Raw genomic sequence first — 18,303 nt, 5'->3', positions numbered from 1 at the left:
AAAAATCATGAAAGCTTTGTGCAAATCGCGATCAGCCTGACAGCTGCTTCTGTTCTTGGAGTTCTTACGATCGTTTCGAACGGACCCAACGAGAAAAATCAGAACGGTCGAACGATGCCCGAAGCTTACATGTGATATAAACTGCTCTGTCTGGATCGGTTTTATGCGGAAAGACTGGACTTAAAAGGATTCCTTGAATTCATTATCGTTCCGGATTTATGAAATACTTCGTCTTCCGATGCACAATGCAAGGGCAGAGCCGCTTTGGATAAGGAGAAAAGCTTAGTTATGAACGTTTCCATAAAATGGCTGGAAACCCCAAATGTGACCCAGGTCAACCGAAAACCGCCGCACGCTTCGCTCAAGCGTTCCATTCCTGAACATACGGCCATTCAGTCTTTAAACGGTGTCTGGAAAGGCGCCTACAGTGAAGAACAGGATGTTTCGCCCACGCTTTCGGAAAGTTTCGTTTTGAATTCGACGGATGTTTCGGATTTTGACGATGTCCTCGTGCCGGCCCATTTTCAGACGCAGGGCTATGGAAAAAATCAGTACACCAATACTGCCTACCCATGGGATGGACAGGAAGAGGTACCGTATGGAAAAGTCTGGTCCCGCAATCCGCACATGCGCTATGTTCTGGACTTTGATCTGGATGAAACGCTGGCCAGAGAGCAGGTGGATCTCGTTTTTCATGGCGTGGAAAGCGCCTTTTACGTGTGGCTGAACGGGGAATTTGTCGGCTATTCGACTGATTCGTTTACACCGTCCGCTTTTGACGTTACCTCGCTTTTAAAAGAGAAGGGGAACCGTCTGGCGGTTCTCGTCTTCCAGTTTTCGAGCGGATCGTGGCTGGAAGATCAGGACTTTTTCCGCTTTGGAGGCATTTTCCGCAATGTAGAACTTCAGGGACATGGGTCGGCGTATGTGGAAGATCTTTCCGTACGCACCCGCATTTCCGATACCGACAGCACGGCCTCCATTCTTGTACAGATTGCGGATCACGACGCGCAAAGCTTCGCTCTGCGTCTTTTCGATCCCGCTGGATCGCTCATGTTTTCGCAGACCGTTGAATCGCGTTCCATTAAGCTGACGCTCGATGATTTCCATCCCTGGTCCGCAGAACGGCCGGATCTGTATACCCTTGAAATCGATGTACTCGATGCCGATGGTCAGATCGCCGAAACGATTCATCAGAACGTCGGCATCCGCTCCATCGAAATTAAGGACGGCATCATGCTTTTAAACGGAAAGCGTCTGATGCTTCATGGCGTAAACCGGCATGAGTTTTCCTATGGCAAAGGCCGCGTTCAGACTCCCGAAGAAATCGAAGCGGATCTGATTTTGATGAAGCAGAACAACATCAATGCCATCCGGACTTCGCACTATCCGAATCAGGACGCTCTGTACGATCTGGCGGATCAGTACGGTCTGTACGTGATGGATGAAGCCAATCTGGAAACGCACGGGACGTGGCAGGCTGGCTTTACGGAAGAGCCGACCAATCCGCTGCCCGGCGATTCGCCCGAATGGCGCAAGCCGGTTCTCGAACGCGCGCAGGCGATGTACGAGCGGGACAAAAACCATCCGTCCATCCTGATCTGGTCTTTAGGCAACGAAAGCTGGTACGGCGACAATCTGCTTGAAGAAGCCGCCTGGCTGCGTCTGGCCGATCCGGATCGTCCGGTTCATTATGAGAGCTGCTTCCGCAATGAGGATTACAGCGGTTGCACCGATATCATCAGCCGCATGTACGCGTCACCGGCAGAAATTGAATCGATCCTGCTTTCCAAGCCGGAGAAACCGGTCATTCTTTGCGAATACGTGCACGCGATGGGCAACTCTCTGGGCGGCATGTTCCGCTATGCCCAGCTCGAGACGTACCGCCAGTATCAGGGCGGTTTTATCTGGGACTTTGCCGATCAGGCTATGCCGACCGAAAAGAACGGGGTTTCGATGATTGGGTATGGCGGCGACTTTGGCGATTTTCCCAACAACGGCAGCTTCAGCGGCAACGGCATTTTGTTTGCGGACCATACCCCTTCTGCCAAAATGCAGGAAGTCAAAGCGCTGTACGCCCCGATTCGCATTGTTCCTAACGAAACCGGCGTCGATATTCTCAATAACAATCTCTTTGAAAACACAAACGGCTACCGCTTTATCGCGACCCAGAAAGTCCGCGATCAGATTGTCGGACAGACCGAATTTGAAGTCCGGATCGAACCGGGCCGACATCGCCATATCCCGCTGAACTGGGAACAGTATCAGGGAGAAAGCGTACTGACCGTTTCCGCCATTTTGAAGAACGATCAGCCCTGGGCCAAAGCCGGTCATGAAGTCTCGTTTGGACAGCACGTTCTGTCTGGACTCCGCCATTCCACGCTGCTTGGCAAAGGCATGAAGTTTGTGCAGGGCAAAGAATACTTCGGTGCGGAATTCGAAAACGTCCGCTTCCTGTTCAGCCAGAAGGGACTTGTATCCATGAAAAGCGGCGATCAGGAATGGCTGCAGGCCATGCCTCGACCCGTATTCGCTCACGCCTGGACCGATAATGACCGCGGCAGCGACTTCGATCAGGGATCGGCGATCTGGTACAGTGCATCGCTCTTTTCGAGAGCCATCAGCCGGGAAATCCAGATTGACGAAGAACTGGGCTATGCGCAGATCACGTATGAAATCGGCCTGCCGTATCCGCTCAACAATAACAAGTGCACCCTGACGTATCTGGTCAGCGCGCCAGGCATTCTTGGCGTGAAACTGGAAATGTCGCCAAGCCGCTATTTGCCGGATCTGCCGGTCTTTGGCATGGAATTCAAACTGCCGAAAGCTGCGGATCATTTCCAGTATTACGGCTACGGGCCGATGGAAAACTACTGTGACCGTTCGGTCGGTGCCCGTCTGGATGTTTTTGAAGATACGGCGTCCAACAACGTACAGCCCTATCTTCGTCCGCAGGAAACTGGAAACCGTACCGGCGTGCGGGATCTGACTCTGTTCGACCACGACGAAAAGATCCGCTTCAGCCGGATCGCACAGCCGCTGGAAGTTTCGGTATTGCCGTATTCGTTTGAACAGCTCGAAGAAGCCGATCACCAGGAAGAACTTGGATTCTCCACCGGTACGTATGTCCGGATTGCTTCCGAACATATGGGCGTGGGCGGCATCGATTCCTGGATGACGCCGACCGATCCGCGCGATCGCCTGAGCGCCTCGAAGTATCGTATGGTCAACTTCATGATTACGTTTGGCGACCTCCCGGATCGTCAAAGCGATCTTCAGAAAATCGAAGAAGAAACACCGAGTGCGTCTTCGGATTCGTCTGAAATCGAAGAAGAAGGAACACTGGACGATACGACGACGCCTGAAGAGCAGATCAGTACGCAGATCTTGAGCAAAGAAGAAGTGAAAGAAACCGATGAGACAAAGGTCGAAACGGCTGAGATGGATACAAGCAGTTCCAAAAAGACGGAAACCGAATCCGTTCTGGTCGATCTGACTCTGGAAAAGACGAATGATGAAGATCAGCCCTCCCCGCTCGAAGCCGATCCGCAAGAGGAACTGACGTTTGACGTGCTGCAGATCGCCCAGAAAATCCTCGAAGAACCTAGCGAGGAACAGAATGCTGAAGAGACGGCAGCAACGCCTGCATCCAATCCGAACGAATCGAAAACGGACGAAGACACGTCCGCTCAATCGACAGAGAAAATGGATGCGAAAGAAGAGAAGTCCGACGAAGCTTCAGCAGATGAGACTTCTGGTAAAGTCGAGTCCGAAGAAGATGCGGTTCCTGCCGCAGCAGATGAGAAAGCCGATTCCGCAAAAGATGTCGATTCGGTGAAAGAGCCTTCCCAGCCGGAAACAAAAGCAGAAGAAGGACCGGTGAAACATGAGCCTTCGATTGCCAAGGAGAAGGCAAAGCGCCGTCGTCTGTTCAAGGCCCGCCGAAAGAAAAAGTAAGCCGGAGCCGATTAAAATCCTGCTTAGAAACAAGAATTAAGCGACGATTCAGCCCCAAATGAAAACAGCCGGTCTCCCTTGCGGGAAGCCGGCTGTCTTTTTGGCAGGAAATCATTATTTCGTATAGAAACGATACAAAATTTCTTCGTGGAACGGTTCATCCTTTTTGAGGATGACATCGGGATGTTCCTGATTGTGAATGGAGTCGGGGAGCATTTGCGGTTCGACCGCTACGCCCCAGTGCTGGTTATAAGTTTTGCCGTCGCGGCCCGGGTGATTTTCCACGTAGTTGGCGGAGTAGACCTGAACGCCCGGCAGAGTCGTTTCGACTTCTACGGTTCGTCCGGATTTCGGATCGGTGAGGATCAGAGCCGGGGATCCGGTTTCGAGAACAAAATGGTGGTCGATGCCGTTGGCGTTTTTCACGTTCCAGTCGCTCTGATCAAAGCCCTGTTTCACGGGTGCAAAGTCGCGGAAATCGAGCGGTGTGCCTTCCACTTCCCGGAACTTGCCCATGCAAAGGCCATCCGGATCGACGAGACCATGACGAATGGCCGAAATTTTCATCAAATGATCGCCCGCATCTTCCTCCATGCCGTTGAGGTTGAAGTAGGTGTGCTGGGTGAGGTTGAGCAGCGTATCGGCATCGGACTTGGCATCGTAGGAAATACGCAGAGTATTGTCGACAAGTTCGAGCGTGCAGTGGAGCGTGAGCGTTCCGGGATAGCCTTCTTCGCCGTCTTTGGAAACGTAGGTGAAGATCAGCTTGTCGCCTTCGATTTTTGAATCGAAGTTTTTGTAGGAAAATCCTTCCAGACCGCCATGCAGGGAGTTGGGACCGTTATTAACGGCAGCATGGTAGTGCTTGCCGTTGAGCGTGTATTCGCCGTTGGCCAGACGATTGCAGACACGGCCGACCAGCGCACCAAAATAGGTGCCGGATTTTGCCATATAGTCATCGATCGTTTCGTAACCCAGAATGACATTCGTCTTCTTCTGGTTTTCGTCTTTCATGTCGATCTCAATCAGCGTTACGCCATAGCTGGTAACGAGAACGCGCAGCTGATCGTTTTCCATTTCGTACAGACAGATTCCGTCCGGACGTTTTTCAAGCAGTTTAATCATGAGCATGCAGCTCCTTCCTTTTTCTATCCGTCTATCATTGTAGCCAGATCTGTTCAGGAAAAGTACAAAAGGTTGAAAAGGCTTTCGAAAAACGGGTTCGCAGTCAGACTGTCGCTGCCCGATCCGTCAGGCGACTGAGGCAAAGACAAGACAATCCCAGATGAATAAATATTGGAATGTGCCAGTACGACCAGACTCGGACGGGTCGGGGTACAGGGATGGAAAAGCGGCCGGTCTGTGAAATTGGACAGGCTGAAGTCAGTAATTATAATGGAAAGGAAATGGAGGAGTCCGTATGTTCATTCTTGCTCTGGACAGTCTGGAAGATCTGGAGACCATAATCGAAGCCAGACCCGATGCGATCGTTCTTGGCATAGAACCCTTTTGCGCCCGTACGCGAGCCGTAACGGATTGGAATCAGCTCCCCGCGCTGGTCAGGCGCATGCATGAAGCGGGAATTCAGGTGTATATCAACCTCTTAGCCATGATCGAGCAGCCCAGACTGCAAGCCTGCACAGAGGCGTTTGGACAGCTGGCGAAGATGGGTGTCGACGGCCTGTATGTCGCGGATGACGGCTGGCTGGAAATTGCGTACGCGTACAATCCAGAAACGCTTTCTCTTCTGATTGTTCAGCCGGAAACGCTGCTTTGCAGCGGGGAAGACGCCAGTTTCTTTGCCAGACAGGGAACACAAGCGCAGTCGCTTTCGCATGAACTAAGTGAAGCGGAACTGATTGCCTGCGTAAAAACGTGTCCAAGCTGCGAACTGCTTTGTGCCGGCCATTATTCCTGGATGGAAAGCCGAAGAGGACTGCTCTCCAATTATCTCCATCAGATCGAAAAGCCTGAAGACTTTCAGGAGGGCCGTCTGTATACCCTTCGGGAAATGAACCGTCACGGACGCATGCCGGTTTGGCAGGATCATCTGGGAACTCATGTTCTTTCCGATGAAGTGTTCCAGGCGGGCGAATATCTGCTTCCTTTGCGGGAAGCCGGACTGCAGCGCTATCGCATTGACTGTCTGCTCATGGGCAACACCTGGGGACTCGACATGCTTAAGGCGTATCGAACGCTGCTGACTGAAGGAACGGATGCTCTGAGTCCCAAGCAGAAAGAGGCGATTTCCAGTACGATTTGGAAAAGCTCGTCATTAATTCGAAAGGAGAAAAGCCATGGAACACGTTGAACTGCTTGCTCCGGCCGGCAATCTTTCGAAAGCAAAAACCGCAATCCTTTATGGAGCCAACGCGGTCTATATCGGCGGCCAGTCGTTTTCTCTGCGCTCCAGGGCTTCGAACTTTTCTCTGGACCAGATCGCCGAGCTCTGTACGTTTGCCCACGAGCACCATTCGAAAGTGCATGTCACGGTCAATATCATTCCGCATCCGGACGATCTGCAGGGACTGGACGACTATTTGCGTGCGTTAAACGACGCGGGAATTGACGCGATCATCAGCGCTTCGCCTACGATCATTACGCACGCGCTCCACATGGACGGCCGCCAGTTTGAAGTGCACATTTCCACGCAGCGCTCCATTCTCAATTCGGCTGCCGTTCGCTTCTGGAAAAGACAGGGCGTTGAACGTGTTGTCTTAGGACGCGAAACGAATCTGGACAGTATCGAGGCGATTTGTGCGCAGGACATTATGCCGATTGAAGTTTTCATTCACGGCGGCATGTGCATTTCCTATTCCGGGCGCTGCGTGCTATCCAATCATATGACGGACCGCGATGCCAACCGCGGCGGCTGCGCGCAGAGCTGTCGGTGGAAATACGAACTCTTTGACGAACAGAATGAAAAAATCAGCCGCGACGAAACCCCGTATTCGATGTCGAGCCGGGATTTGCAGGCAGCAAAATATATTGAACGCCTGATTCATGCGGGCGTCGCTTCGCTCAAAATCGAAGGACGCATGAAGTCGGATTACTACCTGGCCGTGGTGGTCGGGGCGTATCGCCGCCTGATCGATGCCATCGAAAGCGGACAGACGATTACGCAGGAATTTTTAGCCGAGATTTCCGCGGAACTGGCCCGGGCGGAAAATCGTCCGGCGGGTCCAGGCTTTTATAATGGACTGCCCGATCAGAACGTACAGCTGTATCGAAGACACGATGAATCGGTCACCCAGGAATACATTGGCTACGTTCTGGAAGAGCCAAGAGATGGCTGGATGAAAATTCAGGTCAAAAACCATTTCGAAGCCGGAACGCCGGTCGAACTGTTTGGACCGGGAATCGCTCCGTATCCGCAGACGATTGACGAAATCCAGACGCTCGACGGTCTGCCCAAGTCCGTATGTTCCCACCCGATGGAAATCGTACGAATTCGCTGGAATCAGCCCGCCAGACCGGGAAGCATGATTCGCAAGCAGCGCTTATCGATGCCGGACAAACCGGAAACGGAAGCCAAAGACGGCAGCTGCGGCAAGCCAAATCCCCTGCGGGGGTAATGTGCTCGATTCTTTTTATAATTTGATAAATCCTTTGTTCGTCTTTTCATAAAGGAAAAGATCAGGCCGCTTTCGGTTTTTTGGCTCTTTCTCTCTTCTTTTTTGAAGAGTCAGAGGCTAAGAAAGATTCGATTTTAAACCGGTTTATGAAAAAATGCAGCCCGCACCCGCACAGGACGAACAAATTTCGATAGACTGAACAGGCAGACGATTTCAGGATCGCATTAGAAGAAAGGAAAGTCTGCCTGAAAAGATCCTGAACAAATATGAAATTATCCAACAGCTATTTCTTTACTCTGCGTGAAAACGTGAAAGATGAAGATTCCGTATCGTCCAATCTTCTCGCCCGCGCAGGGATGATCAAGAAACTTTCCAATGGTATCTATATTATTCTGCCGATGGGAAAACGCGTTCTTGCCAAAATTGAAAATGTAGTCCGTGAAGAGATGGACAGCCATGGCGCGCAGGAACTGCTCATGCCGGCGCTGGTCCCGGAGGACGTTTATGTTTCCAGCGGACGCCGCGAGGCATTTGGCGCGAACATGTTTGCCCTGAAAGACCGTTATGACAAAAAATACGTGCTTGGTCCTACGCATGAAGAACTGTTTGCGATGTGCGCAGCGATGGACGGCAAGTCCTGGAAAGATTTCCCGTACAACCTGTACCAGATCCAGACCAAATACCGCGATGAAACCAGACCGCGCTACGGTCTGATCCGTGTGCGTGAGTTTATCATGAAGGACGCCTATTCGTTCGATAAGGATCTCGAAGGTCTGGACGTTTCTTATGCCAATATGTACGACGCCTACTGCAAAATTTTCGACCGTCTGGATCTGAACTACAAAATCGTTAAGGCCGATACCGGTTTGATGGGCGGTCTGCTTTCGGAAGAATATCAGGCGATTTCCAGCATCGGCGAAGATATTGTTGTCGGATGCGAAAGCTGCGATTTCTCCAGCAACGAAGAAATTACCGAAGTCATCGATACGATGGAAGACGATCCGGCTGAAGAGCTCGAAATGGAAAAGATCTATACCCCGAATGCGGGTACGATCGAAGAAGTCAGCACATTCCTGGGCAAGAGACCGGAAGACTTCATTAAAACGCTCATTTACAACGCAGACGGCAATCTGGTTGCTTTCGTTCTCCCGGGCGACCGCGAACTGAATGAGACCAAAGCCGGCAAGCTTCTTGGCGCGATCGAACTGAATCTGGCTACTCCGGAAGAAGTTAAGGCAGCTACCGGGGCACGCATCGGCTTTGCAGGTCCTGTCTGCCTGAACCTGCCGATTTACATGGATCGTCAGGTTGCCCATTACAAAAACTTCATCGTCGGCGCCAACGAAGACGACTACCACTTCAAAAACGTCAACCTTTCCCAGTTCACACCGACGGCGGTAGCGGATCTGACACAGGTTCGTGAAGGCGACCTCTGCCCGAAATGCGGTCATAAACTGACATTTGAGCACGGTATCGAAGTCGGCAACCTGTTCAAACTGGGTGAGAAGTATTCCAAGGCGATGGATCTGTACTATTCCGACCAGAACAACCAGCTCAGACCAGTATGGATGGGATCGTACGGTATCGGTCTGGAACGCTGCATGGCAGCGGTTGCGGATCAGCACAATGACGAATACGGCCTGATCTGGCCGGATGAACTTGCTCCGTTCCGGGTAGCGCTCGTTATCGTTTCCATGAAAGACGAAGAACAGAAAGCGCAGGCGCTCAAGCTCTACGACTATGCTCGTTCCAAAGGCTACGATGTTCTCCTCGATGACCGCAGTGAGCGTGCCGGCGTTAAGTTCAAGGATATGGAACTGATCGGCATTCCGCACCGTATCACGTTCGGTAAAGGCGTTAAGGACGGCAAAGCCGAATACGTCATCCGCAAAACCGGAGAAAAATCCGAAGTGGAACTCGATCAGCTCGAAGCGCTGCTCGATTCGATTTACGGTGCATAATTCAAATTCGCTCATCTGGCCAAATCGGCCATTTTGAAAAAACAGTAAACCAAAAGCGGTTTTCGCTGAAGGCACAAGCCAGAGTATTGGATCTGGCCGGTGTTCTTGCGAAAACCGCTTTTTTCATGGAATGTCGATGGATGAAAAGAAAAATCGAAGAAAGAGAACGGATCCTATTTTCGAAAGCCAAAAAATCCGCGTCTGAACTTTACTTCATGGCTTTGAATGCCGCGCAGATCGTAGCCTGCCTGGCCGATTACGGACTTGATCTGATCCTCATCAAGAGGCTTTTCGGAAAGAATTTCAATGGTGCCTTTACGCCGGGACGCGGTTACTTTCTTAACCGTAAAGTTTTTGCGAACGGTGTCAGCGAGATGGCTTTTACACATGCCGCACATCATTCCATCTACTTTGAGAACGGTCTGAATCATATTGGGGGCCTCCTTTTTCAGATGAGATCTTTCTGGTAGGCAATGCGGGGCGTACCGTCATCGGTATAAATGATTCCGCATTTTGTAAAGCCGTTTTTTTGAATCAGGTGCTGCATGGTGAGATTGTCCGCATGGGTATCGATACGTAAAGACGGATTGCGGCTTTCGCAAAATTCGATCAGCGTTTTAAAAACGCCTGGACGGGTTCCGGACGAAGCAATTTTATGAATGGCACTGTAGGGAAGATCGCTCAGCCAGCTTCCGTTTTCGATCACCGCATACGTGGGATCTGGTCCGGGAATCATGGAAAAGGCGCCGATGATTTCGCCGTCTTCTACAAGGACATAGGCGTTGTGATGTTCAATATCGGAAACGATGGAAGACTCTGAAGGCCGATTGTCTTTCCACTGGTTTGGATTGCCATTGGCTTTCATATAGACGCGCGCATGGGCGTAAATGGCCTGGAGTGCTTCCAGATCGTCCAGTGTTGTATTTCGTACGATACGACTGGATGGATGGACAGGATTTGTTTGATCGGACATGGACAGGACTTCCTTTCTGTTTTTTTCGTTTTTTGAGACGCTGTGCAGAATTGAGTTTTTCTGCAGAGCGGAATGGACTGGAAAAGCATGCGTTAAGACAGCGAAAAAAGTGTAGCATTGCCCATGGATTTCTTACAAATCAAAGAAGCTTTGATAAGAAGACTGAGGCGATTTCAAAGAGATTTCGGCCTCTGAAACGGTTCCAAAAACCAGAAAAAATGAAGTACAGAAAAACGCTCCGGCCTTTGGATGAGCGGAGCGTTCGAATATCATATCTGGATTTTTGTGTGCGCAATGCACCAGAAAATTGAAATACCGTAAGGGATAGTTCGATCAGTCTGCCGGCTTCATCTGCATGGATCCGGAAGCCTTGTTGTCATCCTTCGGCTTTCTGGATGTCGAAGACTTCGCATTCGGATCGTTGACAACGGTAGAAGGCAGCTCGGAATCGGACGTGCCCATGCGTACGCTGTCAATATAGTCCTGTACGCTTTCTTCAATAATGCTGAAGTTCATGTTGCCTGCATTGAGAAGAGCCGTATGGAATTCCACCGGATCGTAGTCTTCGCCAAGAGATTCTTTGGCGATGTCGTTGAGTTCCAGCAGTTTCATGCAGTCAAAGTAGTAGGCGTAGAAGACGCCTGGATCGAGGCAGAGACGATCGTAAATGCTGTCGGTGCCTTCGCCCCAGTTTTTCGCGAACTCCTCACGGGAGATGTTTTCGTAATTGACCTGATAGTCCATGAGCAGAACGGTGTAGTTGGAGAAAAGCTCGGACAGCTCCCACACTTCCAGCTTATCTTCATCAATACCCGTCCAGGGCAGCGTCTGGAGCGCCGCATACGTGGCGTAGCCTTCCTGCGTACCCAGCGTGCCGAGAATGTACTCGAGCGGGTGTGCGGCATGTTCCTTTAAATACTGCGTCTGGTACATGTGACCCGGGATGCCCTCATGAGCAAAGGTGTCATACAGAGAAAGGCTTTGCGGATTTGAGCCGTAATCGCGCTCGTTGTAGCGGATTTCGTACGTGTCGGTGCTGTCGATTGGAGGGACAAGGAAATAGGCGAGAACGCCGTCCTGCGACTGTTCGGGCGCCAGCGGTTTTACCTCATAGTCCATTTCATCCACGAGAGGGAAGACAGCCGGATAGCGTTCGTTTAAGAACGGGATAATTTCCGAAATGGAACTGAACGTTGTTTCCGGCTCGCTCATCAGGGAAGCTGCATCTTCCTTTTCATTAATAATGCGCGAGTATTCCGTCAGACAGTTCTGCACGGCTTCCGTAACCTGCTTGTTGATTTCGACGGGCGACATATCCATGCCCGTGTACATTTTCAGAATCTCTTCGTAGGCTTCCTTGCCGTTTGGAAGGGAAGCCATGCCAGAAAGCGGCTTATTCTTGTCCTTGAGTTCTTCCAGGCCTTTTTTCATGGTTTCGTACGACGGGAAGAAAGACGTGTCCAGCGCTTTTTTAATCCGGGTTTTCCACTCTTTCTTCTCGGCGTCGTTCAGATCGGTCAGTCCGTCAATTTCTTCTTCAAGCGATTCTGTAACTGGAGAATCGTCTTTGGTTTTCAGAACGTCGTCAATCGTCTTCATCGTGCTGTCGTATGAGATCGAAAACAGATCCTGCTCGGCCTGCTTGCGCGTATATTCGAGATTTTCCTCGACATAGCGCGGCATATCATTGATCAGTTTTTCCAGCGGTTCCAGATCGTCCTTTGTGTAGAGGGAGTATTCGGAAAAAAGCGTGACCATGCTCGAAGGCATTCCGTTGACCATGGACCAGGGCGTTCCAATATAATCGAATTTCTCATCGGAAGTCTTTTCGAACCGTTCGCATTCCCAAAGAAGCTGTTCGTACATCCAGCGGTTCTTTTTGGAAAGCGCAGATGTATTCCACTTCTTGAGCTGATCGTATGTCTTATCGTTCAGCTCGATCCGTTTGGACTCCGGAAATGGAGAACCCAGCGTGATCGGGCATTTGGAAAGATCGATTCCATAGTTTTCCGGATGAAGGAAATACTGATGCACGCTCAGATAGCTTAATTCACAGTAATCGACCAGATAGTCGTCGAGAAACTGTGTAAATTCCGCGTCCGGTACGGCTTCCGTATTCTGACCCGGAGTCGGTCCATTCGTGGAAGGCCCGCAGGAGCAGGCGGCCAGCGAAAGGGCGAGAAACGAAATTAAGAAAACTTGTATCCATTTTTTCATATAAATCTCCTCAAACGGGAACACGCCCAGTCCGGTCGCAATTCCCATCAGTATTCCTATGATAGCGTATCCGTTCAAAGAATTGAGAACGGGGGCGGTTAAATTTTTCCAAACTCAGACGGCTTGGATAAGGGAAAAATTCGGAATTCGCTGTGTCAAAATGCGCTTCTTTTCTACATACGGTAAAAATCTGGATTCGAATCCGGGAAGCATGCAAAAAACCTGTCTGCTTCGCTGTTTGAAGACAGACAGGTTTTTCGTAAGAGATTTTGAAAGACCAGAGAAAGGGGTTCTGGTATGGACAGTGGAATGCAATCGAGAAGAGAAAATTTTTCAGGAAAGCCGGATTTGTATGGATATAGATTTGTATGAATATATTTGTATGAATATAAGGAAACGCGGTCATCTCGAAAGGCAGCCGCCGCCGAGTGAGAGCGACAGGCAATGGTATGTATTGCTGAGCCGGGAAGAAAGGGCTTGCCCAAAAGAGAAGCTTTCGTAACCGGGCGTCTTTCATTTTACGATGACGATTAGAACAGACGGGTGAGCAGGATGATGCCTTCGGCTGCAACCGCGATGATCAGAGCCAGGCGTCCAGCTTCTTTGACGGTCAGCGTATCGTTTTCGACTTTTTCGCAAAGATCTTCACAGAAGAGGAAAAAGCGATCTTTCAGTCGGGCAAAGAAAGTGCGTGTATAGGAATCCGTGTTGGTAACGGGTGTGGAAGCGGCAGATGTTGAATTGAAATGATTCATAACTATTCTCCTTTGATTGAATAAGAATCATCGCGAATGATTTTGACAAGGATATGATAACAGATATAATTCATGTGTGCAACATGGACGCACCAAAAATAAGAAAAACGCATCTCGTGCACATTTGCCTACTCAGAATGTGAATAGAAGGTGCATGCGCAGGGATTAGGCGGGAATGACGAGTCAGTCTTAATGCCTTTGTTCTGTCATAGGCTATACGATCAAAGAGGGAAGCGGACTTAATTAAAAAAGCAAAAATGCATGGATTATTCTAAAAAAGTGGAACAATAACTCTTGACATACGTAAATAATTTGTTCATCCCTATCGTATTCGCATGGAAAATAAATGAAAAAGCATATCCCTGTACAATTTGCTGATCCCTGTGGTTTTCTATAGGGCAGTCTTTGAAAAGGCTTTCCTTTCGATGAAGCAGATCGCGCATGCACGAATGGTGCATGAAAGAAACACAAGTTCGTACTCGCATTGAAAGGACACCTGCACATTTTACGCATTTTTTGGCGGAACGCTCTTTTCAGCCATAAAGACCGCTGAAACCGCTCGTAATACGGTGCTGAAGCGGATGCCGTATGCTTTATTCTCCGTAAAGGATCGAAAGAGAAGGAAAAAGGAACAGGACGCCTGGACAAATCCGGCTTCAATTTTGTGCAAATCCAGTCTGGTGTGCAGGCGCAAAGCTGTAATTCAGTTATTAATGTTTTGTTTTTGTTTAGCCCGTACTGTTTTTGCCTACCATATGTAAACGCTTGTCCATGATCCATACATGATCCGTTTTACAGAAACAATGAATTAGGATATTATTTGGATATTGTTTTGACGCGCTAACTCAAACGGATTCCGATCTGCATTTTTGCACAGAGGATTTCGACAGTTTGAGAGCAGCGGTCCAGAAAGGAACGAAATGCTTAAAAAAATCAGCATCTATAACGGCCAGGTGATTCTGAATTACGACCGTGCCTACCCGAAAGATCGTGCGACTCTTCTGAAAAGCCGTACTTTTGAAAAGTTCATCACTTACTTTGTTCGCATCACAGAAGAAACGAACCCGGCGGTTTACCTCTATCTGACTCAGGATGGTACGCTTACTCCTAAAAAAGCGGCCCAGGAGCTGATTGAGTTCTTCCGTCTGCTCGTTGTTTTCGATTACGAAGAACTTTCCGATAATCCTCTCGAAAGAGACCGTCATCAGCTGCTGGATGTTATCGAAGAGATTTACCACAGCTGGCGTTCCCTGCAGCGTTTTGGATTCATGAACTCCAACAATATGCCGGACTTCGGAATCAACACGCTCGTTCGCCGCGACTCCAACCTGAATGACCTGATTCTGCGTACGTACCGTCTGTATCAGGAAAAGATCGCCGGACGTCCAAATCTGGTATATCGCCAGGTTCAGGCCGGTACCATCGCCTGCTTCTCCATTCATGAAGTACGCAATTCCTTCTCCGAAGACTATCTCCCGCTGCATAAGATCCCGATGATCGATACCGTAATGCTCCGTACTCCGATGATTCTTCATCCAACGAGTTCCAAGCGTACTGGCATGTTCACAGAAACCGATGTCAACCCGCTCGATATGCTGTATATCAATACGGAAGAATGGTTCTGCCTCCCGATCAAAGTCGGAAAACTGCTCTGCTTTGTTTACTTCAACTGCAAATACATCGCGCTCGCCCTTTCCATGGTCAACCTGTTTGAGCTGGCTACTGTGGAAGAGTCCGAAACCAAACCGGATCTGATCATGATTTACGGAAACGAAGACGGACTGAACGAGACCAAGTACTACCACGATACCGACAACGATATCTGGATCGGCCGTATTTCCGACCATCCGCGTATGGAATACTTCGGCTACCTCAAGAAAATGGCACTGACGCTGCACAACCTCGCTATGATGGAACGCGGCTGGCTGCCAATTCACGGTGCCATGGTCAACGTTGTTCTCAAGGACGGCCGTTCCAAAGGCATCATCCTGATGGGCGACTCCGGTGCAGGCAAGTCCGAATCCATTGAAGCCCTCAAGAGCGTCGGACGCGATCTGATCAAGGACGTTCAGGTTGTCTTCGATGATATGGGAACTATTCATATGGAAGACGGCGTTCCATACGGTCAGGGTACAGAAACCGGTGCCTTCATTCGTCTGGACGACCTCGATCCAGGTACGCCGTATAAAGATATGGACCGCTCCATCTTCTTTGCTCCGGAAAACCCGAACGCCCGCATGGTCGTACCGGCAAGCTCCTATTCTTTCATTACGAAAAACCATCCGATCGACCTGTACTGCTATGCCAACAACTACACTGACAAGTGCGGTATGGATGAACTCCCTGCAGACGAGTTCAAGGCCACCTGCAAAGCCGGAACCCGTATGGCTCTGGGCACAACCCAGGAAAAGGGTCTGTCCAAAACGTACTTCGCCAACCCGTTTGGTCCAATGCAGCGTCAGGAAGTCTGCGATCCGCTGATCGACGATACCGTTAAGGCGCTCGAAGACAACGGCGTATTCCTCGGTCAGGTTTACACCCACCTGGGCTTTGACAAGACCAACCGTGCCGGCATCGAAGATGCAGCCAAGGAACTGCTCGACTTCATCCTCGATCAGGCTGCTGAAACAGAAGCAGCTGAAGATGTCGATGTGCAGGAGGCTGCGGCTGAAGACGCCGAATAAATCCCGATCGGTCTGAACTGGATTCCTGAATCCTCAGACTGACTTCGTTTTAAGCATTGAGGCATTCGAAAAGACAGCTTCGGCTGTCTTTTTTGATGTCTGCAGGGAAAACTGATGCTTCTTGACAGGGAAGAGGGTAAGGATTATTTTCCGTACATACCCAAGGAAGCCATGTATTTCCAGCCTTTTTTCGCAGAACGGTCTGGATGGATCCGGTTGAACGCCCCATAAAAGCATTCAAATCGCATCCAATTGAAAAAGAAGTCTTTAAAGAACGGTTTTTCTGGTTATTCTGAAAGGACGAGCACGCAGGATTGTTATCCAGCCCGATTTGTCTTCGGATCCGTTCCGCATGAACAGCACGGTTCCGGGCAAGCCGAAAATCAAACCAAAAAGAAAGGGATGGATTTTTGATCCATCCAGAAAGTGGAGAAATGAAAAGTGAAAGAATACCCAATGCCGGCCGTACTGGATCCGGAGCGTGAACATACGATTCATCAGCACATCATTCAGCCCGATCAGGCCGCTGTACGAAAAGCGTTTGCGACGACGTATGTATGGATGATTCTCGGACTGCTCGTCAGTGCGGCTGTAGCCTTTATTTTCGCTCAGCCTGAACTTTACCCGATCGTCGATAATCCCTTTGTTCTTCTGGCCCTGTTTCTGGCCGAGCTCGTTGTCGTAGTCCTCTTTACGCGAAAGCTGAATACGGCCACGATTGGAACTTTGCGCGGCATGTTTCTGCTGTATTCCGTTTTAACCGGAGCAACCCTGGCTACACTCGCCACGGTATGGAATGGATCGACAATTTTTGCGGCTTTTCTGGTCAGTGCCATTTATTTTGGCTGTCTGAGCCTGATGGGCTTCTTTTCCAAAATTCGTCTTGATAAGATCGGTCCGATCTGTCTGGTCGGTCTGGTGGCTCTGATCATCTGTGAAGTCATTATGTTGATTTTCCGCTTTTCAGCAGCCACGCAGCTCTTTTCCGCGATCGGTCTGATTCTGTTTACCGGAATTACCGCCTGGGATGTTTATCGTATGAACAAAAAGATGCAGGCGGTCTGTGCATCGCAGGAATGGCTCGACCGGCTTGGCATTTCCTTTGCGCTCGAACTCTATCTGGATTTCATCAACATTTTCCTGCGCGTTCTGGCGCTGATCGGCAACGGTTCTTCGTCTTCACACAAATAGCGGCAGGCCATCCTTTCCAGAGAAATCTTTTTGTGACAGGCAGGTTTTCCGATTCCTGTCGTCCTTAAGCCATGCGCTTTTACTTTTTGGCGGATGATTTTAACAAAACAGCCATTCGCCTGTACTCACGATCCAGATTTCCAAATGAAAAAGACGCCGGCATTCTGGCGTCTGATCCCCATGTCCAGCAAGGCATGGGGTATTTTTTTCGTTATTTGAACGGATCCAGAAGTGCGCAAATCGAATTGCATTGCCAGGAAATTGGACCCGCATCCGAATGCGGCGCTGCTGGTCTGGAAAGTGGAGAAGATCATTGTTCTGGCTGGCTTTTGTTCGGAGAGACCAGATTCCAGATGCCGAGTAAAAGAATGAGAATACAGGCAGCCTGTGAACAGGGAGAAATGGATTTCACTGTGGCTTGTAAGAGCAGAAGCCCGATTCCGGTAAGAAAATGCAGCCATTTAAAAACGCGGATCCATTTCCTAAGGCTATCAGCACGCCTGCGTATTACAGGAGAGAGCTGACGAATTGCGAATGTTGCGATGAAGAAAAAAATGGATACAGCCATCATATAGTTCTTCCAGACTGCATAGGATAAAGCAAGTACGAACCAGACAACGATAAGAAGTATGAACTCAAGGGGATTGAATTCTCTCGCATTTTTCCTCATAAACATACCGATTGCCCTCGCTTTTTCTGTGGAAAATATCGAAACTGTCCGATTTTCCAGTTATCGATCCGGACCGTGTCTTTGATGCGGAAAAACGCTTCATTCCCTGCATGTCAGCAGCGGACAGGGATAACACGAAATTCAGTACAGGTACTGCATCTGCTGTTCCTGTATCTTCTTGCACCGGAGCTCTAAGGGAACGGTTAAGTCTATTGTATTTGCACATCTGAAACATCGAACGCTGAATATTGAAATGAACAATTGGATCAATGCTGTTCACTTAAGCTTCACAAGCTCACTTACAAATCAGGTTAGTTCCT

At 49.6% G+C, this 18,303-nt stretch carries 12 protein-coding genes; 7 read left to right on the top strand and 5 right to left on the bottom strand.

Annotated features, from left to right (window positions below; translation table 11 throughout):
• Positions 1-288 precede the first annotated feature (288 nt).
• The gene (locus Q2J39_RS00670) at positions 289-3,957 is read left to right on the top strand and encodes a glycoside hydrolase family 2 TIM barrel-domain containing protein (protein ID WP_288338826.1); all 3,669 of its coding nucleotides are present in this window, start codon (positions 289-291) and stop codon (positions 3,955-3,957) included.
• 114 nt (positions 3,958-4,071) lie between these two features.
• Here the strand turns inward: Q2J39_RS00670 and Q2J39_RS00665 are convergent, their stop codons facing one another.
• Positions 4,072-5,088, bottom strand: a complete 1,017-nt coding sequence (locus Q2J39_RS00665) for an aldose epimerase family protein (protein WP_288338827.1) — start codon at positions 5,086-5,088, stop codon at positions 4,072-4,074.
• Positions 5,089-5,377: 289 nt separating this feature from the next.
• Between Q2J39_RS00665 and Q2J39_RS00660 the strand changes: the two genes are divergently transcribed.
• The 3 genes from Q2J39_RS00660 (at position 5,378) to Q2J39_RS00650 (ending at position 9,493) form a co-directional block, all read left to right on the top strand.
• Positions 5,378-6,268 carry a U32 family peptidase gene (locus tag Q2J39_RS00660; RefSeq protein WP_230266860.1) on the top strand — a complete coding sequence of 297 codons (891 nt, stop codon included), beginning with the start codon at positions 5,378-5,380 and terminating at the stop codon, positions 6,266-6,268.
• Positions 6,255-7,532 (top strand): U32 family peptidase, encoded by a 1,278-nt coding sequence (locus tag Q2J39_RS00655; protein WP_288338828.1) that lies wholly within the window; start codon positions 6,255-6,257, stop codon positions 7,530-7,532. The genes Q2J39_RS00660 and Q2J39_RS00655 overlap by 14 nt, the downstream gene beginning before the upstream one ends.
• A 266-nt stretch (positions 7,533-7,798) precedes the next feature.
• Positions 7,799-9,493, top strand: a complete 1,695-nt coding sequence (locus Q2J39_RS00650; RefSeq protein WP_288338829.1) for a proline--tRNA ligase — start codon at positions 7,799-7,801, stop codon at positions 9,491-9,493.
• A 173-nt stretch (positions 9,494-9,666) separates the two neighbouring features.
• Here Q2J39_RS00650 and Q2J39_RS00645 read toward each other — a convergent pair whose 3' ends face one another.
• The 4 genes from Q2J39_RS00645 to Q2J39_RS00630 all read right to left on the bottom strand — a co-directional run bounded on the left by Q2J39_RS00645 (position 9,667) and on the right by Q2J39_RS00630 (position 13,438).
• Positions 9,667-9,924 carry a heavy-metal-associated domain-containing protein gene (locus tag Q2J39_RS00645; protein ID WP_288338830.1) on the bottom strand — a complete coding sequence of 86 codons (258 nt, stop codon included), beginning with the start codon at positions 9,922-9,924 and terminating at the stop codon, positions 9,667-9,669.
• Positions 9,925-9,941: 17 nt separating this feature from the next.
• Positions 9,942-10,466, bottom strand: a complete 525-nt coding sequence (locus tag Q2J39_RS00640; RefSeq protein ID WP_288338831.1) for a GNAT family N-acetyltransferase — start codon at positions 10,464-10,466, stop codon at positions 9,942-9,944.
• A gap of 333 nt (positions 10,467-10,799) precedes the next feature.
• Positions 10,800-12,683: a DUF885 family protein gene (locus Q2J39_RS00635; protein WP_288338832.1), complete on the bottom strand. Its 1,884-nt coding sequence runs from the start codon at positions 12,681-12,683 to the stop codon at positions 10,800-10,802.
• Positions 12,684-13,213: 530 nt separating this feature from the next.
• A complete protein-coding gene (locus Q2J39_RS00630) occupies positions 13,214-13,438 on the bottom strand; it encodes a hypothetical protein (RefSeq protein WP_230268057.1) in 225 nt (74 codons plus the stop codon).
• Positions 13,439-14,358: 920 nt separating this feature from the next.
• On the opposite strand from Q2J39_RS00630, the gene Q2J39_RS00625 reads away from it, so the two are divergent.
• The 3 genes from Q2J39_RS00625 to Q2J39_RS00615 all read left to right on the top strand — a co-directional run bounded on the left by Q2J39_RS00625 (position 14,359) and on the right by Q2J39_RS00615 (position 17,837).
• Entirely contained in the window at positions 14,359-16,122 is a 1,764-nt protein-coding gene (locus tag Q2J39_RS00625) for a hypothetical protein (RefSeq protein WP_288338833.1), read from the top strand.
• Positions 16,123-16,563: 441 nt separating this feature from the next.
• Entirely contained in the window at positions 16,564-17,313 is a 750-nt protein-coding gene (locus tag Q2J39_RS00620) for a Bax inhibitor-1/YccA family protein (RefSeq protein ID WP_288338834.1), read from the top strand.
• Between the two features lie 71 nt (positions 17,314-17,384).
• Positions 17,385-17,837 (top strand): hypothetical protein, encoded by a 453-nt coding sequence (locus Q2J39_RS00615; RefSeq protein WP_230268060.1) that lies wholly within the window; start codon positions 17,385-17,387, stop codon positions 17,835-17,837.
• Positions 17,838-18,303: the final 466 nt, after the last annotated feature.

The sequence above is a fragment of the uncultured Allobaculum sp. genome (assembly GCF_948576815.1).
GTDB classification, from domain to species: domain Bacteria; phylum Bacillota_I; class Bacilli_A; order Erysipelotrichales; family Erysipelotrichaceae; genus Allobaculum; species Allobaculum fili.
This window is presented reverse-complemented; position numbering and strand designations above follow the sequence as displayed.